Source organism: Desulfothermus naphthae, from assembly GCF_054657475.1.
This window is the reverse complement of the sequence record NZ_BAAHYQ010000001.1, coordinates 292,589-313,369: the sequence shown is the minus strand read 5'-3', so window position 1 is coordinate 313,369 and position 20,781 is coordinate 292,589. Positions and strand designations below refer to the sequence as shown.

20 protein-coding genes and 1 riboswitch are annotated in these 20,781 nt (G+C 34.8%); of the genes, 12 read left to right on the top strand and 8 right to left on the bottom strand.

Annotation, left to right across the window (positions count from 1 at the left end):
* Positions 1 to 114: 114 nt before the first annotated feature.
* Positions 115 to 2,073: an HD domain-containing phosphohydrolase gene (locus tag ACYQ1E_RS01465; RefSeq protein ID WP_459874895.1), complete on the top strand. Its 1,959-nt coding sequence runs from the start codon at positions 115 to 117 to the stop codon at positions 2,071 to 2,073.
* 165 nt (positions 2,074 to 2,238) lie between these two features.
* Here the strand turns inward: ACYQ1E_RS01465 and ACYQ1E_RS01460 are convergent, their stop codons facing one another.
* A complete protein-coding gene (locus ACYQ1E_RS01460; protein ID WP_459874894.1) occupies positions 2,239 to 2,655 on the bottom strand; it encodes a hypothetical protein in 417 nt (138 codons plus the stop codon).
* A 481-nt stretch (positions 2,656 to 3,136) separates the two neighbouring features.
* Between ACYQ1E_RS01460 and ACYQ1E_RS01455 the strand changes: the two genes are divergently transcribed.
* The 5 genes from ACYQ1E_RS01455 to ACYQ1E_RS01435 all read left to right on the top strand — a co-directional run bounded on the left by ACYQ1E_RS01455 (position 3,137) and on the right by ACYQ1E_RS01435 (position 8,775).
* Positions 3,137 to 3,595, top strand: coding sequence for an Lrp/AsnC family transcriptional regulator (locus ACYQ1E_RS01455; RefSeq protein ID WP_459874892.1), 459 nt, complete (start codon positions 3,137 to 3,139; stop codon positions 3,593 to 3,595).
* 37 nt (positions 3,596 to 3,632) lie between these two features.
* Positions 3,633 to 5,285, top strand: coding sequence for an ABC1 kinase family protein (locus ACYQ1E_RS01450; RefSeq protein WP_459874891.1), 1,653 nt, complete (start codon positions 3,633 to 3,635; stop codon positions 5,283 to 5,285).
* 494 nt (positions 5,286 to 5,779) lie between these two features.
* Positions 5,780 to 7,333, top strand: a complete 1,554-nt coding sequence (locus ACYQ1E_RS01445) for a KamA family radical SAM protein (RefSeq protein WP_459874890.1) — start codon at positions 5,780 to 5,782, stop codon at positions 7,331 to 7,333.
* Positions 7,275 to 8,447, top strand: coding sequence for a M20/M25/M40 family metallo-hydrolase (locus ACYQ1E_RS01440; protein WP_459874889.1), 1,173 nt, complete (start codon positions 7,275 to 7,277; stop codon positions 8,445 to 8,447). The genes ACYQ1E_RS01445 and ACYQ1E_RS01440 overlap by 59 nt, the downstream gene beginning before the upstream one ends.
* 28 nt (positions 8,448 to 8,475) lie before the next feature.
* Positions 8,476 to 8,775 carry a hypothetical protein gene (locus ACYQ1E_RS01435; protein ID WP_459874888.1) on the top strand — a complete coding sequence of 100 codons (300 nt, stop codon included), beginning with the start codon at positions 8,476 to 8,478 and terminating at the stop codon, positions 8,773 to 8,775.
* A 33-nt stretch (positions 8,776 to 8,808) separates the two neighbouring features.
* Here ACYQ1E_RS01435 and ACYQ1E_RS01430 read toward each other — a convergent pair whose 3' ends face one another.
* Complete coding sequence (locus tag ACYQ1E_RS01430; RefSeq protein WP_459874886.1) at positions 8,809 to 9,714, bottom strand: D-alanine--D-alanine ligase family protein; 906 nt, start codon at positions 9,712 to 9,714, stop codon at positions 8,809 to 8,811.
* On the bottom strand, positions 9,677 to 10,285 hold the full coding sequence (locus tag ACYQ1E_RS01425; protein ID WP_459874885.1) for an HD domain-containing protein: 609 nt from the start codon (positions 10,283 to 10,285) through the stop codon (positions 9,677 to 9,679). The genes ACYQ1E_RS01430 and ACYQ1E_RS01425 overlap by 38 nt, the downstream gene beginning before the upstream one ends.
* Before the next feature lie 150 nt (positions 10,286 to 10,435).
* On the opposite strand from ACYQ1E_RS01425, the gene ACYQ1E_RS01420 reads away from it, so the two are divergent.
* From ACYQ1E_RS01420 to thiC, 4 genes are all read left to right on the top strand, one after another.
* Complete coding sequence (locus ACYQ1E_RS01420) at positions 10,436 to 10,648, top strand: FmdB family zinc ribbon protein (RefSeq protein ID WP_459874884.1); 213 nt, start codon at positions 10,436 to 10,438, stop codon at positions 10,646 to 10,648.
* Between the two features lie 44 nt (positions 10,649 to 10,692).
* Positions 10,693 to 10,792, top strand: a riboswitch (TPP riboswitch).
* A 119-nt stretch (positions 10,793 to 10,911) separates the two neighbouring features.
* Positions 10,912 to 11,709 carry a sulfide-dependent adenosine diphosphate thiazole synthase gene (locus ACYQ1E_RS01415; protein ID WP_459874883.1) on the top strand — a complete coding sequence of 266 codons (798 nt, stop codon included), beginning with the start codon at positions 10,912 to 10,914 and terminating at the stop codon, positions 11,707 to 11,709.
* Positions 11,702 to 12,490, top strand: coding sequence for a bifunctional hydroxymethylpyrimidine kinase/phosphomethylpyrimidine kinase (gene thiD, locus ACYQ1E_RS01410; protein WP_459874882.1), 789 nt, complete (start codon positions 11,702 to 11,704; stop codon positions 12,488 to 12,490). Before ACYQ1E_RS01415 ends, thiD begins: the two co-directional genes overlap by 8 nt.
* A 47-nt stretch (positions 12,491 to 12,537) precedes the next feature.
* Entirely contained in the window at positions 12,538 to 13,794 is a 1,257-nt protein-coding gene (gene thiC / locus ACYQ1E_RS01405) for a phosphomethylpyrimidine synthase ThiC (protein ID WP_459874881.1), read from the top strand.
* 95 nt (positions 13,795 to 13,889) lie between these two features.
* Here thiC and ACYQ1E_RS01400 read toward each other — a convergent pair whose 3' ends face one another.
* Complete coding sequence (locus tag ACYQ1E_RS01400; protein WP_459874879.1) at positions 13,890 to 14,324, bottom strand: IS1 family transposase; 435 nt, start codon at positions 14,322 to 14,324, stop codon at positions 13,890 to 13,892.
* 735 nt (positions 14,325 to 15,059) lie between these two features.
* On the opposite strand from ACYQ1E_RS01400, the gene ACYQ1E_RS01395 reads away from it, so the two are divergent.
* The gene (locus ACYQ1E_RS01395) at positions 15,060 to 16,352 is read left to right on the top strand and encodes an IS1380 family transposase (RefSeq protein WP_459874805.1); all 1,293 of its coding nucleotides are present in this window, start codon (positions 15,060 to 15,062) and stop codon (positions 16,350 to 16,352) included.
* Positions 16,353 to 16,547: 195 nt separating this feature from the next.
* On the opposite strand, the gene ACYQ1E_RS01390 is transcribed toward ACYQ1E_RS01395, so the two are convergent.
* On the bottom strand, positions 16,548 to 17,696 hold the full coding sequence (locus ACYQ1E_RS01390; protein ID WP_459874877.1) for a transposase: 1,149 nt from the start codon (positions 17,694 to 17,696) through the stop codon (positions 16,548 to 16,550).
* Between the two features lie 934 nt (positions 17,697 to 18,630).
* Between ACYQ1E_RS01390 and ACYQ1E_RS01385 the strand changes: the two genes are divergently transcribed.
* Positions 18,631 to 18,816: a hypothetical protein gene (locus ACYQ1E_RS01385; RefSeq protein WP_459874876.1), complete on the top strand. Its 186-nt coding sequence runs from the start codon at positions 18,631 to 18,633 to the stop codon at positions 18,814 to 18,816.
* A gap of 55 nt (positions 18,817 to 18,871) precedes the next feature.
* Here ACYQ1E_RS01385 and ACYQ1E_RS01380 read toward each other — a convergent pair whose 3' ends face one another.
* The 3 genes from ACYQ1E_RS01380 to ACYQ1E_RS01370 all read right to left on the bottom strand — a co-directional run bounded on the left by ACYQ1E_RS01380 (position 18,872) and on the right by ACYQ1E_RS01370 (position 20,671).
* The gene (locus ACYQ1E_RS01380) at positions 18,872 to 19,024 is read right to left on the bottom strand and encodes a hypothetical protein (protein ID WP_459874875.1); all 153 of its coding nucleotides are present in this window, start codon (positions 19,022 to 19,024) and stop codon (positions 18,872 to 18,874) included.
* A 219-nt stretch (positions 19,025 to 19,243) separates the two neighbouring features.
* Positions 19,244 to 19,660, bottom strand: coding sequence for a DUF1634 domain-containing protein (locus tag ACYQ1E_RS01375; protein WP_459874874.1), 417 nt, complete (start codon positions 19,658 to 19,660; stop codon positions 19,244 to 19,246).
* A gap of 45 nt (positions 19,661 to 19,705) precedes the next feature.
* Positions 19,706 to 20,671 carry a sulfite exporter TauE/SafE family protein gene (locus ACYQ1E_RS01370; protein WP_459874873.1) on the bottom strand — a complete coding sequence of 322 codons (966 nt, stop codon included), beginning with the start codon at positions 20,669 to 20,671 and terminating at the stop codon, positions 19,706 to 19,708.
* Between the last annotated feature and the right edge of the window lie 110 nt (positions 20,672 to 20,781).

The following is a 20,781-nucleotide window of genomic DNA, read 5'->3' as shown; positions in this document are numbered from 1 at the left end:
AATTAATTAATAATTATTATAAAATAGTTATATAATTGACTCCTTGTGCAAGAAAAAAATAGTATGTTATCTTAAGGGTCTAAAAAAATATAGAAAATTTTAAAGGAGATTGCAATGGGTGATTCAATTATATCAAAAACCCCTAATTTATTGATACCTAGAAAACACAAACAAAAGCTAGATGGATTTTTTGAATTTCTGGAAAAAAATTTTGGAATTGATGGGGCATGTGTTTATATATGGACACCAGAATATAATATGTTTAGATCCTGCAACTTAGAGTGGGTAAAAGAGGATTTTAAAGAGTCTTTAGAAAAAGTAATAACTTCTCTATATAAAAGAGATGATATAAGTTTTTTGCCCCTTGGAAAAAATAGTTATGCAGATAAAATCTTAAAAACAGGTAAACCTATATATGTGAAGGATACAAGTAAATCATCTTATTGGGGTGATAGGATTAGATATAAAGGAGGCATCAAATCTACTTACACCTATCTTCTAATTAATAGAGAAGATCTCAAAGTTATTATTATATTTTTTAGTAGATTTATAGATGGATTTTCAAAGGATTTTATGTCCTTTATTGAACAAATGACAGATAAATTATCTTCCATAATTGAGGTTATAATACATGAAGAATTAGAGGAGAGGAACAAAATCAATTTAAAAAAGGAACTTGAACAAAGGAATCACGAATTAGAAATATTACTAAATATGTCTAGGCAACTGAGCTTTGCCTCTACCTATGAAGAAGCCCTTAAGGTGGTACGCGATTTACTTCCTTTTGGTATAAAATATGATTTTTTTTCTATGTTAATAGTTTCAGAATATATAAAAAAAATATTTATATATCCCTATTATTATTTATCAGATAATTTAATAAAGTATATAGTTGAAAATATGTTTAAAGAGCTTTCAAAATATATGAAAGTTGATGATAATGAATTTGAAATACAGGTAGAAAAGCCCATGTATGATAAAGATCAATGTATAAGAGAAGTAGATGAACTTTTTTTGTCCCCCATAACTGTCTATCCAGAGGAGAGAGAAATGGGTATTTTTTGTATTGGGAGGAAGGGAAAGGAGTTTAATAAAGAAGAAAAAAGGTTTTTAAACCTTATATTTACTCAATTAACAATAACATTTGTCAGAATAATAGAATTTAAGGAAAGGGAAAAGGGTATTGTCCAGAATATGCTATACAATTTCCCTGAAGGAGTGATATTAATAGATAATAACTTAAAAATACTCCTCTACAATAAAATTGGGGAACAATTAATTTCTGAATTTGGATATATATCTAACAAAGATCAGTTATTAAAGTTTAAACACATATCAATTAAAAAGCTGATTAAATCTGATAAAAAAGAATTAGATGTGGTAATTGGTGAGGGTAAAGGTGGCAGGATATTAAAAATAAAAGTTCAACCTATAGATATACCCCATCCTTCTCCTACATGGCTCATAATGGTATCTGACGTCACTGAAAGTAGAAATTTTCAGCGAAAAATACATAAGATGTTGGAAGGCACAGTTTATTCCCTTGCCTTGGCAATTGAGAGAAGGGACCCATATACTGCTGGACATCAAAAAAATGTGGCAAATCTTACAGTAAAGATTGCCAAAAAATTAGGTTTAGATGAACAAAAGATAAACATCTTATTTATGGGTGGACTGTTACATGACCTTGGCAAGATCGCAATCCCAGCAGAGATATTGACAAAACCTGGGAAATTGACCCCTGAAGAATTTGCTTTAATCAAGACCCATCCAAGGGTGGGTTATGAAATCTTAAAGGATGTTGAATTTGTTGGTCCTGTTAAAGAAATGGTGCTTTATCATCATGAACGTTTAGATGGTAGTGGTTATCCTGAAGGTTTAAAAGGAGATTCAATACCTATGGAAGCCAGGATATTGGCTGTAGCAGATGTAGTGGAAGCCATATCTTCCCATAGACCATATAGACCCGCCCTGGGACTTGAGATGGCCTTTGAAGAAATAAAGAAAAATAGAGGAATACTCTATGATCCTGATGTTGTTGATGCATGTTTAAGTATTGATTTATTAAAGTAACTAGGCAATGTTAAAGCAATGTTATGTAATGCCCCCAAAAGGCAACACAAATTTTTAAGAAATAAGATAGAGTTAATCATGTTATCTTTATATACTTTTCTCTTTAAAAAAAGTGAAAAAAATTTACGTTTTTTAGAGAAGCTTAAATCATTGCAAGTTCTTGAGTTATGAGGGTAAGCCTTGATGAATGAGTAGATAGCACTTTTCAATATTAGATGGTTGAGATGCACTGATCTTCAGATCTTTTTTAAAATACCTTGAAATTATGGGATTTTTAAAAAAGTCGTTAGCACAAATTGTAGTCCAAAGCCACTTACAGCTAAATTTTGTAACCGCATAAAATGATTTACCTTTTGCTTTTTTGACGATTTTTCTAGAAATTAATTTTTTCAATTCATAGGGAATTTGAGAAAAATTTCGGAAGTATGTGGGTAGAGCATATCTGAGTTCAGAAGTTTTAAATCCAAAAGAAGAGTATTTGGTTTTAAGCAATTCTTTGATGGGAGCAAGTTGTCTGTCTTTTCTGAGGTCAGGAGCAGGGACATTATGGTTAAGGTGGTCAAGAACAAATTTTGAAAACATGTCTGGTTCAACTTCACATAATGAGGAGAGATCAACGTCAGCGCAACAATTGAGAAATTTGTTATTGGCATCAAGACCTTTCCAGAAATAGGCCTGTAGATAGAGAACAGGCTTTTTAAGCCCCAGCGGTCTGGGATTGTTAATGGTGGTTCCTGCCCGCCTGTGCCTCGAGAATATGTGGGATTTAAGTAAAGTAAGCAGGGCACAGGAATAGTGCTTAAATGACAGACTGTCGAGAAGGTTGGCAGGCGGGGATGTAATATAGTTTTACAGCTTTTCTGCATTTATAGAGACGATGAAAAGTCTTTCCTTGTCTCTTGGACAGCGTGAAATATCACGTTGACTAAGACAAAGGAGTTTATTTCTAAAAATTTTATTGGAAAAATCCAGGCAATCTTACAGTGTAGCTTTGATGAAATTGGTTGAAAAAAATATAAATTTATTATAAGTAATTTTTTTAGTTACACAAGATGAAGAAAATATGGGAATTATGAAAATTAAGATAGATGAAATAAATTTAAAGATTATAAAAGAACTAAGAGAAGGGAGAAAGTCCTTTAAAAAGATTGCTAAAAAACTTGGTGTTACTGAAAATACTGTAAGGACTAGGGTGAGAAAAATGATAAGTGCTGGTCTTCTTTCCATTGAAGGGCTTGTTGATATTGAGGGAATACCCAATCATCAGTTGGTAATTATCGGGGTAAAGTTAAAAACTACAGACATGTTCAAAAAAGGTGAGGAATTTAGTCGACTTAGAGGTGTGGTGTCTGTCAGTGTGGTTACTGGTAGGTATGATCTCATGCTTTTTGTTATATTTAACGACAAATATGGCCTTAAGGAATTTTATGCTGAAGAGGTCAGCAAAATAGAAGACGTCCAATCCCTTGAGACCTTTGTTATTTATAAGGGATACAATGTTAAAGTTCCCTATGTGTTGTAAATAATAAGAGGGCTGTGACAGCCCTATTTAAAATGCTGTGAACATTTTATATTTATCTAAATTAAACAGATACAAAAAAATTGCACTCACCTTAGCTAAATACGGTTTTGAGGACATTGTAGCAAGGCTACAAAGTGTTTATCCCTTCAAAATACCCCCGAAAAAAGCCAGCAATATACCTAAAGATACTTACAAAAGGATTAGATTGGTATTAGAAGAACTGGGTCCAACCTTTGTTAAATTTGGACAAATTCTGAGCCTTAGAACTGACCTTATACCTGTACAACTTACCCAAGAGCTCAGCCTGCTCCAGGATAGAGTGGAAGGTGAGCAATATGAGGTGATTGTTAAACATCTAGAAAAATCCCTTCAAAAAAAGATAGATGAAGTATTTTCATATGTAAATCCAACACCTTTAGCCGCTGGTTCCATTGCCCAGGTACATGAGGCAGTGTTAAAAAAAGAACACACCAGGGTTGCAATAAAAATCCAACGTCCTAATATTGAACATATAATCAAAACAGACCTGAAAATTTTAGAAGAAATCGCAAATGCAATACACGGGAAAATAGACTTCTTAAAGGTCTATAGCCTGCCAGAAATAGTTCAGGAAATAAAAAAGATGATCTTAAATGAACTTGATTTTAAAAGGGAGGTCAAAAACATAAAAATAGCCACTAATAATTTTAAAAATGACAAAAGATTCTATCTTCCAAAGGTGTTTGATAAGTATTCTACTAAAGATATCATTGTAATGGAAAAATTAGAAGGTCTTAGTCTTAAAAGTGCAATCCCTAAAATGGATTTTAAAACAAGAAAAAAAATAGCACATCAATTACTGGACATTTTTATTAAACAGGTCTTTGAATATGGATTCTTCCATGCAGACCCCCATCCTGGAAATATTTTTATTCTAAAAGACAATAGGATTTCTCTTCTTGATTGGGGAATGACGGGAAGACTTTCTAACTTACTTAAGTTTAAGCTTATAGATTTAGTTGAAGGAGTTGTAAAAAAGGATATAGATCAGGTTATGGATGTAATCTTATTTTTAACTTATCAACCATTATCTTATGATTTAATAAGTTTATCTCTTGAAGTCCAGGATATTATGGATGAATACTACTCGGTTCCTCTAAAAGATATAGATATGGGAAAGATGCTACTTGAAGTTACAAATATTTTACACAAATATAAGATGCGAATTAGGCCAGAGATTGCTGTGCTCAATAAGGCATTTATCACCAGTGAAGGCTCAGGCAGATTACTTTATCCAGAGGTTGATGTAATAGCTGAATTAAAACCCTATGTGAAAAAATTGGTTTTAAAAAAAATGTCCCCTTTAAATCTCTATTCTGAATTTAGAAAAGGACTAATATCCCTCTCACTTTTAAAGAACTATCCCAAAAAAATAGATAGATTGTTAGATAAGCTAGATCAAAACCAATTATCAATTGGATTTGAACATAGAAGACTGGAGAGTCTGATAAAGACCTTGGATAGAATAACCAATAGACTTACTATTGGCCTAATCACAGCCTCAATGATAATTGGATCATCTATGATAATCACCACAAAAATCCCTCCCTTAATAGGGGGATATTCAGCATTGGGCCTAATTGGATACGTTTTTTCGGCCTTCTTAGGGGGATGGATAATCTTAGATATTCTTAGGAGAAAAAAGTTTTAACTAGAGGTGTCAAAGATATTGACGAACTCAATTGACTGATTGTTATATCAGAATTTATAATTTATTATATTTTTACACAAGAGCTTGGCATTTCCTCTTCCTATTAAACAATTATCTATCTATTTTCAATAATTTTTTATCATTTTAAATCATAAAAACATAATGTATTCTTTTAAACAACCAAAAAACTTAGGTGCGTATGCTCAATCAATTGGCTATAAATATAATTATGTTTGAGATAGAGCATTTATTAGGGGATAGAAGATAGAGATGGAGAATCGATAACAATATTCTTAAAAAAGTTGCTTGATCGTAAAAAATAAGATAGTTTTTGATGACATCTTTACTGATATTGTACCTTTTATTATCACCAGGGGAAGGTTTCTTGCGAGGGTCGTCTCTTTAGCAATTAGGGGAAATGATATGTTGAAAGAAAACATGGTCTGAAAGAAATTAATTGAAAATACTATATTCTTATGTTAGGAGGCCATATTATGGATTATCAGGATACATATACCCAGGAGCTTTTTGATCTGTTATTTAAAGGAAAAAAAAGAGAGCTACCTAAAACTGTTGTTGATGACATAAAGGGTTTATATAACGCAGCTAAATCAAAGGATCTTTTGTCTCCCATTGTGGAATTATTTAAAAAGCTACTAAATTTCGCCCAAAAAGATAATATATCACCCATTTCCTTTGGACTATCAAAAGATGATTTGGATGCACTTGCCAAAAAACATGCTCAATTAGATGAACACCACGTAACTGTTGGAGGAAGAGTTTTCCGTGCCCTGAAAATAGTAGACCAGGCAAATGAAAGAGTTAAATATTACATGGAAAATAAAGATATAGTCGCACCAAGTGGTATTGAGTTATGGGAACAGATATTAAAAAATAAGGAACGCATAAAAAAGGCATTAAATATATCTGAAGAAGAGTTCAACACATATCATGGGCAAATTAAGAATGTGATTCAAGATGTGGACACCCTTGCCAAGGTTATAGACCTACCTGAAAAGGCATTTTCAGATATTTCAAGAGTAACCAAAAAGTACAGAATGAGACTGACCCCTTATTATGCCTCGCTTATTATGCCGAATAAGTTGGATGATCCAGTACTTATCCAGTGCGTTCCAACTGGAGAGATGGTTGATAATGTGGGAATAGAAATACCTCCTGTTGCAGCGGATCATTCTCCAGCCAGGCTAATTGATCAATTTTATCCACGAGTACTTACTATTAAATCAACCAATATGTGCGCCATGTATTGCACCCATTGCCTCAGGATAGCCCATATTGGGAAAAAGGACAGGATTTACAAAAAAGAGGCATATGAAGAGGCCATTGATTACATTAGAAAAAACGAAAATATCAGAGATGTATTAATAACTGGAGGCGATGCATTTGTGTTGCCCAACAAATTGATAAAATGGATCTTGAATGAATTGGATAAGATTGAACACGTCAAGGTAAAGAGACTTGGTACTAGAATTCCAGTTACCACTCCTCAAAGAATAGATAATGAATTGCTGGATATCCTTGAAGAGAGTAATGACAAAAAACCACTTCGGGTTGTTACCCAAATAAACACAGCCCAGGAAATTACTCCTGTCTCCAAAAGGGCCTTTAAAAATATATCCAAAAGGGTAATGGCAGTTTTAAACCAGGCAGTTCTTTTAAAAGGTGTTAATGATTCAAAAGAAAAAATGTGGAAGTTGTGTGAAGTAATTCAAGAAGCCTATGTAAGACCATATTATATTTTTAATTGCAGTTTTAGAAATCCCCAATTTGCCCATTTAAGAGTACCCATAGAAGTGGGGCAGGATATTGTAGAAGGAATGTATGGAAATCTATCTGGAGATGCCATACCAAGGTATATTGCAACTGCTGGTGGAAAAGTTCCACTACATAGATCAAATATTATTGGTAGAGATAATGGAAATATAATCCTTAAAAAACCATGGAGTGGAGAGGAGGTAAGATACCCAGATGCTAATGAAAAGGAATACAAAAATAGGGATTTTTCCTTTTTCAAGTATAATAAATAATTTTTATTCATTCTTTAAAAAAAATAAAGAGAGTTTATTCTCTTTTTTTAAAGAACTTACAGACATAAATACATATTCTTTTAATTTAGAGGGAATAAATAAATGTTTTGATGTGTTTATAGAAAATGTTCCAGAATCATTAGAGATTGAGAAAATAGATAGGAATGTGATAATAGCTAACTCTAATACAGATTATATTTTATTAATGGGTCATATTGACACTGTGTTCCCTGAGGAACTTGGGTTTAATAAATTAGTAGAAAATAATGACAAAATCTATGGCCCAGGAGTTTATGATATGAAAGGAGGGCTTATCGTGGCCCTATTTGCTTTAATCTTTTTAGACTCTTTAGAATTACTTCAAAAAGTACCAGTAGTATTTTTTATAAATTCTGATGAAGAAATAGGGTCAGTTTATTCAAAGAGTCTAATTGAGTCATATGCAAAAAAGGCCAAATGTGCCTTTGTATTTGAAGGATCTGGAGAAAATGGAGAGGTAGTAGTTGGAAGAAAAGGAAAATTAGGGATAAAAATTGAGACCACGGGACAGGCATCCCATGCAGCTTATAAAATCACCAACAAGCCCTCTGCAATACTTGAGATGGCACATAAAATAATAGAGATAGAAGCATTAAATAATGAAATAGAAGAAATTTCAGCTAATGCTGGTAAAATTGAAGGAGGACTGGGCCCAAATACCGTTGCCGAATCATGTAAATTGCTGGTGGATTTTAGATTTTCAAAACAATATCATGAAAGTAACATAATAGAAAATATAAAAAAAATATGCGAAAGTAATAGAGTTACTGGAGTCACTTCCAAATTTAATATCACATCTAAAAGACCCTGTATGGAACCTGAACCCAATATGCCCTTGTATGAACTTGTAAAAGAAGCCTCTAATCTTATAGGATTAAAGGTGAAACCTCAAGTAAGACCAGGAGTATCTGATGCCAATTTTATCTCCTATTGCGGAATACCTGTAATCGATGGAATGGGGCCTACTGGGGCAAATGACCACTCAACCCAGGAATTCTTAATTAAGTCCTCAATACCTGAAAGGATCCTTTTAACCTCTATCTCTATTTTAAAAGCTGCTACTTCATTGGTTTAACTTTTTATCTTACGCTGAAGAGAGACTGATGTTGGATAGAGATAGCTGTATACCCCATATTATATCAAGGTTAAAAAAATTAAAGATTGGTGAAAAATTGGTATTAACTCCTTATAAGAGAAATAGATCTGTGTTGTTTGAAAAAATAGCAATAGATAAATTTTTAGTTAAAGAGGATGGTTTTTACAAAGAAGAAAGTTATATCTCTATAAAAAATTTAACAAGAGTTTTAAAAAAACTTTTAAAAAAGGAATTTCCAAGGAGCCATAAAATAAGGGTGTATTTTCTATCCAAAGAGGAATCCAAAAAAAGACTTAAAAAACTTTAACCCCAAAAAAATACGCTATCAGGAAATGCAAAATTAGCTCTTTGGTAAACCAAGTTCAATTAGCCTCTTAATTAAAGACTTAAAGTCTATTCCTATTGCAGCAGCTTCTTGAGGAAATAGACTGGTTTCTGTCATACCAGGAAGTGTATTTACTTCTAATACATATATCTCTTTGTCCCTCACAATAAAATCCGTTCTACTGTATCCTGACAACCCTAAAATATTATGACACTTGATGGCTAATTCCATAATGCTATTGGTTAAATCCTCAGGTATGGGGGCGGGACAAATTTCTTTTGCAGCCCCTTTGGTGTATTTGCTGTAATAGTCAAAAAATTCACATTTTGGCCCAGGTTCAATCAATACAGGTGGGAGAGCTCTATCCCCTAAAACACCGCAAGTAATTTCCAATCCATCTATTTTTTCCTCAATCAAAACTCCTTGATTTTGATCCAAAATTTTTTTTATAGCATTATTTAACTCCTCTTTGTGGTTAACTATTTTTATATCAACACTAGAACCACCTGTATTTGGCTTAACCACCAGAGGAAATTTCAATTTTGGAGTCCAATCACCCTCTGGCAGAATAGGTAAAAACTCCCACTTTGGGGTATTTATTTCATTTTCTTTAAAAATAATCTTGCTACATACCTTATTTAAAGCAATCATTGATGGCCCAGGACCTGAGCCCTGATAAGGACAACCAAACTTATCTAACATGGCCTGAACCAAACCATCTTCTCCTGGGGATCCATGGAGATTTATAAAGGCAAAATCCACTTTTTTCACCACTTTAGGCAACTTTTCAAAATCCTTTGCCAAATCAAAAAAAATTACTTCATGTCCAAGTTCTTGAAGAGCCTTTTGGATAAAATTGGCTCCATTTAAGGAAACCTTTCTTTCAGCTGACCATCCCCCTGCTATCAACAATACACGCATCTAACTCTCCTCCCATAATGCTACTAAGTGCTTTTTCTATCTCTTTTGCCTGTTCAAATGATTCTAATATTCGCTGCATCTTCTCATATGTTTTACCATACCTGTTGAGAATATAACGTTGTCTTTCTTCTAAACTGACAATTCTGTCATGATTAACCCTTTTGTCAGAATAGACAATAATCAAAGGGAGCCAATATTTTTTTAGGTCAATTGGACCAGGCCAAAATACATGGTGCATAATTCCATGAGCTATTGCATGATTTTTAATTTTATCCAGTATCCACACTGCCCCAAGTTGAGAATGATAGCCACCGTTTTTTATGGTATAAGTCTTTGCTATATCATGGAGTAACGCTGTTGCATATACCAGCTTTTCATTCACAAAAAAATTCTTTTCTTTTAATTTTAAAGAAATAGCAAGTGCTATTTTGCCTACCATTCTACTGTGGTCCTTGATGTGCTCCATCATTTCATATTCATCCCACAATCTATAACACTCCTTTTCTCCAGGGATATATTCCTGAGTTGAGATCTTAAAGGGTATTAAAAATTTCTCAAAATTTTTAAACATCTGATAATATCTACCAAATAATGTCCACAAAACAACTGTGTTATTTCTATGATTTTAAGAAAAAATTGCGCAAAAAATCAACTTGAAAAAACAAATTTATCCGTATAAAGTTCCTCTCAGCTTCAAACCCCACTTTTGAGGAGGAGGCATATGCCTATATATGAATACAGATGCTTAAGCTGCTTGAGGGATTTTGAAATAGTAATTTTACCAAAGGAAGTAGTTAATCCAATCTGTCCCAATTGTGGTTCTAAAAATGTGGAGAAAAAAATATCTTTAGCCTCGATCAGGCCAAAGGGCATTCCTAAGGGTAAAGGTGGCTTTAAGGTGCCTGAATGTATGAACAGGGAGAGACAAAATTAGTCTTGAAATTAGATAGCTATTATTTAGAATAAAAAATTATCCTGGGCTTCCGATTGGGGTGCCCTTAAATATTTAAGGGCTGAGAATAAACCCATGGAACCTGATCCAGGTAATACTGGCGTAGGGAATCGGAAGGATGCCAGGGAGCCTCCCCAACTCCAGCATCCTCTCTTTTCCCACTTTTTGCAGACCCAGTACATTAACTTGGATTAAATCCATGTGTTGTATAAAGTCATTCAATTATAAAAAAAGGAGAATTCAATATGTCTATTGATGAAACCATTGTAACCGAGGCAATTGCTACTACTTTTTTTGAAAAATTTAAATCTTCACTAGAGCTGGATGTGGCCATAGTTGGTGCTGGACCTTCTGGTCTTACAGCTGGTTGGAAATTGGCAGAAAGAGGACTTAATGTTGCAATATTTGAAAGGAAATTATCCATCGGCGGAGGAATGTGGGGAGGTGGTGTAACCTGGAATGTGATCGTTGTACAGGAAGAAGGAAAGCATGTCTTGGATGAAGCTGGCATTCCTTGCAAAGAGTTCAAAAAGGGATATTATACTGCAGATGCAGTCTTAGCAACTACTCAATTGGCTGCAAAGGCTGCCCTTGCTGGGGTAAAAATATTTAACTGCTTTTCAGTTGAAGATGTGGTTTTAAGAGTAATAGAGGGAGAAAAAAGAGTGACAGGTATTGTTATAAATTCTTCTCCTGTTGAATTAGCCGGACTTCATGTTGATCCTGTTGTGATAAAATGTAAGTTCTTGATAGAAGCTACAGGACACGACTTAGAAGTGATAAATACCCTTATTAAAAAGAACGATGTGAACCTTTTTACTCCATCAGGAAAAATAGAAGGGGAGAGGTCCATGTGGGCGGAAGTCGCAGAGGTCCATACGCTGGATAACACAAAAGAAGTGTTTCCTGGGGTCTTTGTTGCTGGAATGGCAGCAAATGCTTGTTTTGGTTCATACAGGATGGGACCTATCTTTGGTGGGATGTTACTCTCCGGAGTAAAAGTGGCAGAAGAAATATTAAAGAGATTAAAAAATAATGGCTAAATTGCCTATTGCCTTGACAATAGCAGGATCAGATCCCAGCTCAGGAGCTGGGGTGCAGGTAGATTTGAAGACCTTTTGGGAAAATGGAGTTTATGGCCTAAGTGTTATAACTGCTATAACATCCCAGAATAGTCAAAAAGTCTTGGATGTATATGGGCTGCCAGAAGATGTTGTTTCTTCTCAGCTAGAAAGCTTATTTGAAGATTTTCTCATAGATTCGGTGAAAATTGGAATGCTATTTTCTGCAAAGATAGTTGTTGCTGTCAGTAATATTTTAAAAAAATATAGTGTAAAAAAAATAGTATTAGATCCAGTAATAAAATCTTCTTCAGGGTATATTTTATTACAAGATGATGGTATAGATGCTTTAATAAGCGAATTAATACCAATGGTTTCTTTGATTACCCCAAATATTTATGAAGCTTCTCTTTTATCAGGAATAAAAATCACAGATGAAAATAAAATTTTTACCGCAGCAAAAAAGATATATAAATTAGGCGCTAAAAATGTCCTCATAAAAGGTGGTCATTTAAATACCAAGAAACAAAGTATAGATTTTTTATATGATGGAAATTCTATTTACAGATTTTCCCAAAAAAGGTTTCAAAATAAAGAGGTTCATGGTACTGGATGTATATATTCTTCTGCAATAGCTGCAAATTTAGCTAAAGGCCATAATATAATAGATTCTGTCAAAAATGCAAAATCTTTTATGGAAAGGGTATTAAATTCTAGCTTGTGTTTAGGAAAAAAAGGTGTAAATTTTTGGATAAAATATTAGAGAATTTTACTTTGCTAAAAATAATTTAGCTTTGGAGGAGCTATTTCATGCTTGAAAAGAACAGTATCTTATCTGATATAATTTATAAATATAGAGAGCATTTTTACAAAACTGAAGGATTAGAATTTGATGTTATAAAAGAACATGTTGAAAATGGGAAAATGGTTCTGTTATATAATCCAAAACACAAAGGTGTAAATCCTACTTTAATTGGTCAGCCTTCAAAAATTAAGGTAAATGCAAATCTGGGAACTTCTCCATTTCTATGTGATATAAATTTAGAATTGTCAAAATTAGATGTGGCATTAAAAGCTGGTGCGCATACAGTAATGGATTTGTCCACAGGAGGGGATTTGGATTTAATTCGCACAGAAATAATTAAAAAATCTCCTCTCCCAGTTGGAACTGTTCCTATATACAGTGTAGCACAAAAATATATAAAAAAAGGTCAGGATGTAAGTAAATTTTCTGAAAATGAACTTTTAGAAGAAATAGAAAAACAGGCAGAACAAGGCGTTGATTTTATGACCTTACACTGTGGAGTTACAAAAAGGGCGGCAGAAATGGCAAAGGATAGGGTGTTGGGAATTGTTTCAAGAGGAGGCTCTATTCTGGCGAAGTGGATGGAAGTAAATAAAAAAGAAAATCCTCTTTTGACTAATTTTGACAAATTATTGGACATCTCTTTGAAGTACAATATAGTGATTAGTCTTGGAGACGGACTTAGACCTGGGGCAATATGCGACGCTGGTGATGAGGCTCAAATGGAGGAGGTTGTTGTACTGGGAGAACTAACAAAAATGGCATGGGAAAAGGGAGTTCAAGTTATGATAGAAGGACCTGGGCATGTGCCTCTACATCTGGTTGCAGCTCAAATCAAGTGTATAAAAACTATCTGTCACAATGCCCCATTGTATGTACTTGGACCTTTAACAACCGATATAGCTGCAGGTTATGATCATATAGCTGGCGCAATTGGAGGGGCAATTGCTGCATATGCTGGTGCAGATTTTCTCTGTTATGTTACGCCTGCAGAACATGTTACCTTGCCTAATGAAAACGACGTGTATCAAGGAGTCATGGCATCTTTAGTAGCGGCTAATTCTGCGGAAATTGCATTGGGTTACAGGGATGCAACTAATAGAAGCAAAATGATTTCCAAGGCAAGAAATGAACTAAATTGGGATATGATTCTTAAACATGCACTTGATCCCAATATAATAAAAAAGAGACGGGAAAAATTTGCAGCCAAGGAAGAATGTGCAATGTGTGGCGAATTTTGTGCTCTTAAGATGTTAAAGTAGTCGATGCTTTCCCGACTTTGACAGTTAGAGTAGGAAATTAGTGGAATTTGGGAGTATTTTTTTATAAAAGTTTAATCAGATCAGTTACATAAATTTTATGTCAAAAAATTTTGTAGTCCTAACTTTATAATATTAATACGGTATTCTTTACAAATGATGCCATTTATATCCATCCTAAATAAAGATACTAATGCTAACGAAGCCTTAAGCATTAAATAGCTCTTGCTATAGCTCTTTGTCATTCTCGCCAGTCTCTTTAGTCTATCTCTTAAAACTGAATGTATCCCTTCATTTCTATTAACTCTCCCAAACTTCCCAATCTTATGACGTCCAGGTGGAAGATATTCATAAACTTTGTAATTGTCTGTATAATACCTCTGCGCTAATGGTAACTTCTCACTTAAACGAAAAAATGTCTCTTCGCTTCTGTCTCCTACCTCAAATATTACCTCCCCTGAATTTAATACTGCCGTCCATATCCAAACGCTGTTCCTTTTCTCTTTCCGTCGTGATCTAACATATGTCCACATCTCATCTAAGGAAATTTCTTTAACTCTTTAACAAACTAAAGTTCCGAAAACTGCATGTTGGTTTGTGTTATGAGTTTCTTAGTTATTGATAGGTCCCATAACTTTGCCTGAAAAAAAATTGAAAGTCCACAGGTAATTTCCTAAATAGGTGATTTGCCAACAATCAATATAAGGAGGAAAATTACCTGTGAACAACAACTTTATCGCTCAATTTTCAAAAAATATCAAGTTTTCCTACACATCTTCAGCAATTCTCGGTGAGGGACAAATTAGATCATTTTAGATGTTTTATCTCCTTCTTTCAGATTCAAAAAACTACCCTCTATTAAAAATTTAAGAAAATTTGATATAAAATACCACTTCTCTTCGGTAAAATATCCTCTTATAATCTCTTTTTGGACGCACTACTCCCTCAAACTTATTTCCATAAATTCAAAAAATATTCTCTCAAAACACTTTTTACTATGGAGGAGAGTAAAAAAACTTCAGATATTCCTCCCAACTCTCAAATAACAAAATCCGAAATGTCACTCGCAAATGATTCCAGTATTCTTTCCGAGAACTAAATTTCGCTCGACATTTCTGATATAATAGGTCCGTTAATTCTAATATCTGATGTACAAAAAATGCTAATAACCTAAAATTTGCATCATAAGATAATGTTTAGCTTGACAATATAGTGAATTAATGGTATAAAGTGTTTCAAATAGGAAGTATGAAGGAGGCACTGATTCTATGCGTAGATTCCATGTTAAGTTCACTGAAAAAAATCTTACGGGCAACGCCGGACTGGTATTGCTGGGCCTGTTTGCTGACAAACTGAAGCTTCCCAAGATGCTTGAGCAACACATTACTATTAAGCGGGGAGCTACCGCACAGTATAAGGTTTCCGACATTATCATGATTTTGATGATGGCAGTGTTAGCTGGGGCTAAGCATATGAGCCATGTATTTATCCTAAGATCTGATTTAGCATTGAGGTCGCTTTTTAAATGGGAAAGGTTTCCTGACTATACTACCATAAATCGGGTTTTTAAGTTGTTTAATCCCCGACATTGCAATGAGCTCTCCGATGTAGAAACAAAAGTGCGCAAAAAGGTTTGGGGTAAAAAATGGTTTAGCCGCATCACTTTAGATTTGGACTCTACAGTGCGTGGGGTGTATGGGAAACAGGAAGGTGCCGAGAAGGGTTACAACCCCAAGAAGCCAGGACAAAGGGGATATCATCCGCTCCTTTGCTTTATTGCTGAGACGCGGGAATGTCTTCACAACTGGTTTAGAGCCGGAGATGCTTATTCAGCCAATGGTTGTGTAGAGTTTATGCAAGAGTGCTTTGCCAAGCTTCCAAGGAGAGTCTGGAAAATTATTGTACGTGCAGATTCCGCCTTTTTTAATGGAGAACTTTTAGACTACTTAGAAGAGGCTCATGCTTTGTACTTAATCAAGGTTAAGATGCGAGGACTCACTCAGCTTTTAGAAGCTCAGAAATGGCACAAGGTTAAAAATAGACCTGGCTATGAGAAGACCGAATTCACATACAAATGTGAGAGGTGGAAACACCCCCGCCGGTTTGTGGCCGTACGTCAAGTAATAGAGAGCAAATTTAGTTGCTTTTTTTTCAGCGTTACAAAGACTGAGTATGATTATTTTTGTTATGTAACAAATATGAACCTGAGTCCCTGGGACGTCCACAGGTATTATTGCCAACGGGGGGCCAGTGAAAACTGGATTGAGTGGTGTAAGGGACAGATGGCCTCTGGAAGCATTTTGACACAGGATTTTTGGGCCAACTCCGCCATATTCCAGACCTGTATTCTGGCTTACAATCTACTGGTTTGGATGATGTGGCTCAACGATGAAGATGGTTTTAGAGAAGAGCCCAACACAATCCGCATGTTTCTAATCCATGTTCCAGCTCGGCTGATGCATGCGGGACGACAATGGTTCCTTCGATTATCGAGGGATTATTTTTTCAAAGAACGTTGGATAAAGATAGAAAATTCCATCCGGTCATTACAATTTGCTTAATCTTTTTTTGAGAGTATCCTCCAAAATAGGATTTTGCGTAAGTCCATGTGCAGTGGTGTGCCTTTACACACCCGTAAAGAGTGCCACTGACCGCAGCTTCTACCTGAAAAAGCCTTCCAAGTCACAATGAGGGAGACATATCCTTTAACATAACAGCTCCATATCTAGGTATCTCTGTCCAGAACAATCAGTTGCTTACGATTGAACTGTAATTGCAGATTTTAGGAATAAATTTAAAAGAAAAAAAATTATTGACAAATTCTTCTTACCATGACCAAAATTATGTTCTAAGTGATAACCTTGATTCTTTAATGTATTAAACGTCTCATTCTCTATCTTCCATCTAGATCTTCCACCCCTTACTAAATGTTCTATATTATCTCTACTAAGGGTTATATCTGTTATCCAACTATTGCGATAATTAACTTTCTCTTCTCCTATAATCTTATATTCAAAATAATTTACCCAAATTGTATCATCATATCCATTTAATGGTACTTCATTTATCCATTCATATACATGTTTACGGCCTTTCTTATCCTTATATTCCATTCTCGATACATTCCCCATTCTCTTTTGTTCTGATACCCACTCCATCATCAACTTATGATCCTTAGGCTTGGCTACTAGAATATAACTCATATTTTTATCTTTTAGTTCTTGAATAAATGGCTGTTTTGAATAAAGACTATCTCCCACTATTATAATCCCTAATTTCGGATGAGCTCGTCTAATCTTATTTAATATCCTTTTCCCTGCATTTATTTCACAATCCTGCTTCTCTGTTCCATCTGTATTCCTTACTTGTTCAGGTGCTAAAACAATTACCTGTCTATGGTCTGGATGCACTAAAGCTGCTTGTAAAATCTGATGGTAATAACGAACTTTACCTCTCTTAGATCTCTTTACAAGACACCCAGGACAGCATATCTTTTCTGAACTAAAATACTCTGACCCATCTAATGTAATCAAATACTTCCCTCCCCAAAATCGATAATTCTCCAAATGTTTACCTCGTTGCAATGCCTTAAAATAATCTAAAAATACTTCCTCTAACTTATCAATATCACTATTATCTAAAACTTCCCTAATCTGGCTATCCTTAGGAATTGATTTTACTTTAAAAACTGTTTCTAAATTACTCCTATTTTGCTTCTCTTTCATCCTGCGTTGAAAAGATAATAAAGAAGGATCCTGAAAAAACATCATGGCAAAACCACTCATAAAACAATCATGGAGACTATGTTTCACCTTACTTTGATCACGCTTATCTTCTATCTCTAACACCCGACTAGACAATTTTTCCCTTAATGCTGTAAAACTTAAATGTTTTTTTATATGCATAAAATAATTCCTCTCTCTTAATTTTTTTTCTACTATAACTTCTTTGTATAATAATTACAAGGAATTATTTAAACATTAATACAATTTTTCCCCAAACCTTCAATATCCTCCTTTTCCCCATACTTTGCGAAAAATAAATATCATTTTTCTTGTATTACCCCTTAAATACTAACTCCACAAACTCACCGAGAATTGCTGACACATCTTTTGATCGTGTTATCCTTTGCGGTTACATTTTAGACCTCTTCTATGAAGGAGGCGTTGCTTCTTTCCTTAAACCTAAGGGCTTTGTTAAACGCTCTAATGGCGTTATGCGCATTTTCACTGACCCGCCTGCCAATCGCCTTGACATTCTGTGTTTTAAGGACTTATTGATATTGCACTGGTTAATCTTGTTAAATACCTCATATTATTGGTGGAGCACTGGCGGGCAGGCCAACTTAACTCTCATATCTCAAAACAAGCTAATAAATTTGACATCCCTATTCTCTGGTGGCCTTCCCTCCATGGCGGGAAAAAGGGTGCTAAACTTGACTATGTTCAAAAAAAAAATTCGCCTCTAAATACAATCGATTTAAAAATCATGTCTTCTCTATTATCACCGACAAAGAACCTGTTTTTACCTTTGCTTCTCGGGAATTAACTTCCAATAAAACTAAAAAGACTTTTCATCGTGTCTATAAATGCAGAAAACCTGTAAAACACTATTACATCCCCGCCTGCCAACCGCCTAGACACTCTGTCATTTAAATCTCACATATTCTCGAGGCACTGGCGGGCAGGAACCACCATTAACAACCCTAAATCGCTGGGGCTTAAAAAACCTGTTCTCTATCTACAGGCCTATTTATGGAGAGGTCTTGATGCCAATAACAAATTCCTCAATTGTTGTGCTGACGTTGATCTCTCCTCATTATGTGAGATTGAACCGAACATGTTTTCAAAACCAGTTCTTGACCACCTTAACCATAAGGTCTCTGCTCCTGATCTTAGAAAAGACAGACAACTTGCTCTCATCAAAGAATTGCTTAAAACCAAATACTCCTCTTTTGAATTTAAAAGTTGTGAACTTAAGAATGCTCTATCCAACTACTTCCGAAATTCCTCTCAAATTCGCTAGGAAGTGAAAAATTAATCTCTAGAAAGATCGTCAAAAAGGCAAAAGGTAAATCATTTTATGCGGTTACTAAATTTGGCTGGAAGTGGCTTTGGGCTACAATTTGTGTTAACAACTTTTTTAAAAATCCCATAATTTCAAGGTGTTTTAAAAAGGACTTAGAACATAGTGCATCACAACCATCTAAGAAAAGTCCTATCTCCTCATCCATCAAGGCTTAACCCTCATAACTCAAGAACTTGCAATGATTTAAGCTCCTCTAAAAAACGTAAATTTTTTTCACGTTTTTAAAGACAAAAGCATACTTTTAGGTTTGCTAGCAAAAGAATATTGGGTTTTGTCAAGTCTAAATAGAAGGGAATTTATTTTTATCAAGAATTTAAATAAGTTGATAAGCTTGGGAAAAATGAGGGGGCATGTGCCCCCTTTTTTAATGTCCTCCAGATCCCAAAATACCAGATGCAGCGAGTAGAAGAACCAGGATTTCAACACCGGCTATTGCGGTGTATATTTTATCCCCTTTTTTGAAATAAGCAAAAACCAGTGTGAGATATGCCACAATAGTAAGTAATCCCAGTAGAGCAATGCCCAAAAAATTTAAGAAATCGCCTTTACCTAAAAGATACACCCAAGTCCATCCCTCATGTATGTTTAGTTTTTCTAGAAACTCCCCTGATGGAAGATTCCACAAATTTTGGAGTGTATCTATTGGAACATAAGGTTCCATTATTCCTGATAAATATAAAAAGAAGGTTATACACATAAGGGCAATTCCACCCCAACAACCGTAAAATAAAATTTCTGCATACAGAAGCTGTTCTTTTGTTACCTCTACTTTATTTTCCATATTTTTTCCTCCTTTGGCCTAAGTTTGTTTATGTTTCTAGGTAGCTTAGTATCCAAGTCCCTTTAACAGGGCCTTTCCTCCTGCAAATATCAACACACCAATTACTAGATATCTGATTAAAGCTGGTTTGGCCTTAGCGAGAATTCTAACTCCAACAATTGAGCCAAGCATAAGGCCTATTATAGATGGAATGGCGATTAGTGGGATTACACATCCTCTGTTTAAATAGACCCAGGCAGCTGAGGTATCAGTAATGGACAAGAGAAATTTACTCGTGGCAACAGAAATCTTTAATGGTACACCCATAACAAGGTTTAAAACAGGCACATTTGCCCAACCAGCCCCTAGTCCAAACATACCAGCAACAGTTCCAATTACAATAAATAATAAAAGACCAACCAAGGTATTTTTTGTGTTCCACTGAACAATTTTTCCTGTTGCCTCTTCCATATATGAGCCCTGAAGACCAAGTGCAACTCCTATGGCGTCCTGTTTTGTCACAATTGGATATTCTACATTTTTGGAAGTTAAAAGGAGAATTGAAATAAAAAGAATAGTTGATCCTAAGAGGATTTGTACAATGTTAGTTGGAAGCGAGAGCCCTAAAAAGGCCCCAAAAATTGCACAGGTAGATGCTATAAGTGCTAGAGGAAGTGCCAACCTCAAGTTTGCCAGATTTCTTTTTAAAAGACCTGGACCAGCTGCCAAGGCCCCGGCTAGTGCCACAAACAGACCAGCACCTCTTACAAAATCTAAGTGGAATGGGAAAAAGGCAGATACCAGTGGTACATACAACACGCCCCCGCCAACACCAGCAAGTACTGCAACAATACCCAAAATAAAACAAAAAACAAAGAGAATAGAGGGCCAAAACCACCATGGCTTTGCTACAGATTTTGTAACTTCTGCTACTACTTTTCCTTCCTGAGCAAATAAATCAGGACAAAAAAACAAGCTCAAACAAAAAAATAAGATGATAAATAAAAAAAGTTGTGTAAATTTCTTTTCCATATTAACCTCCTATTTTTATTTATTTTCAAAATCTATTTTTTACTTGTGAAAAAAAGAACAAATAAAGGCAAAAAGTTTGTTCTTTTTTTGTCACTAACTGTCCCTTTTTG

Excerpts from the sequence above, each read along its gene's own strand:
- ACYQ1E_RS01415 (WP_459874883.1), top strand. The coding sequence starts at position 10,912 with ATGTCTATTGATGAAACCATTGTAACCGAGGCAATTGCTACTACTTTT.
- ACYQ1E_RS01465 (WP_459874895.1), top strand. The coding sequence starts at position 115 with ATGGGTGATTCAATTATATCAAAAACCCCTAATTTATTGATACCTAGA.
- ACYQ1E_RS01430 (WP_459874886.1), bottom strand. The coding sequence starts at position 9,714 with ATGCGTGTATTGTTGATAGCAGGGGGATGGTCAGCTGAAAGAAAGGTT.
- thiD (WP_459874882.1), top strand. The coding sequence starts at position 11,702 with ATGGCTAAATTGCCTATTGCCTTGACAATAGCAGGATCAGATCCCAGC.
- ACYQ1E_RS01460 (WP_459874894.1), bottom strand. The coding sequence starts at position 2,655 with ATGTTTTCAAAATTTGTTCTTGACCACCTTAACCATAATGTCCCTGCT.
- ACYQ1E_RS01435 (WP_459874888.1), top strand. The coding sequence starts at position 8,476 with ATGTTGGATAGAGATAGCTGTATACCCCATATTATATCAAGGTTAAAA.
- ACYQ1E_RS01375 (WP_459874874.1), bottom strand. The coding sequence starts at position 19,660 with ATGGAAAATAAAGTAGAGGTAACAAAAGAACAGCTTCTGTATGCAGAA.
- ACYQ1E_RS01400 (WP_459874879.1), bottom strand. The coding sequence starts at position 14,324 with ATGTGGACATATGTTAGATCACGACGGAAAGAGAAAAGGAACAGCGTT.
- ACYQ1E_RS01455 (WP_459874892.1), top strand. The coding sequence starts at position 3,137 with ATGGGAATTATGAAAATTAAGATAGATGAAATAAATTTAAAGATTATA.
- ACYQ1E_RS01420 (WP_459874884.1), top strand. The coding sequence starts at position 10,436 with ATGCCTATATATGAATACAGATGCTTAAGCTGCTTGAGGGATTTTGAA.
- ACYQ1E_RS01385 (WP_459874876.1), top strand. The coding sequence starts at position 18,631 with ATGTTTTCAAAACCAGTTCTTGACCACCTTAACCATAAGGTCTCTGCT.
- ACYQ1E_RS01390 (WP_459874877.1), bottom strand. The coding sequence starts at position 17,696 with ATGCATATAAAAAAACATTTAAGTTTTACAGCATTAAGGGAAAAATTG.
- ACYQ1E_RS01370 (WP_459874873.1), bottom strand. The coding sequence starts at position 20,671 with ATGGAAAAGAAATTTACACAACTTTTTTTATTTATCATCTTATTTTTT.
- ACYQ1E_RS01425 (WP_459874885.1), bottom strand. The coding sequence starts at position 10,285 with ATGTTTAAAAATTTTGAGAAATTTTTAATACCCTTTAAGATCTCAACT.
- thiC (WP_459874881.1), top strand. The coding sequence starts at position 12,538 with ATGCTTGAAAAGAACAGTATCTTATCTGATATAATTTATAAATATAGA.
- ACYQ1E_RS01395 (WP_459874805.1), top strand. The coding sequence starts at position 15,060 with ATGCGTAGATTCCATGTTAAGTTCACTGAAAAAAATCTTACGGGCAAC.
- ACYQ1E_RS01380 (WP_459874875.1), bottom strand. The coding sequence starts at position 19,024 with ATGGATGAGGAGATAGGACTTTTCTTAGATGGTTGTGATGCACTATGT.
- ACYQ1E_RS01440 (WP_459874889.1), top strand. The coding sequence starts at position 7,275 with ATGCTAATGAAAAGGAATACAAAAATAGGGATTTTTCCTTTTTCAAGT.
- ACYQ1E_RS01445 (WP_459874890.1), top strand. The coding sequence starts at position 5,780 with ATGGATTATCAGGATACATATACCCAGGAGCTTTTTGATCTGTTATTT.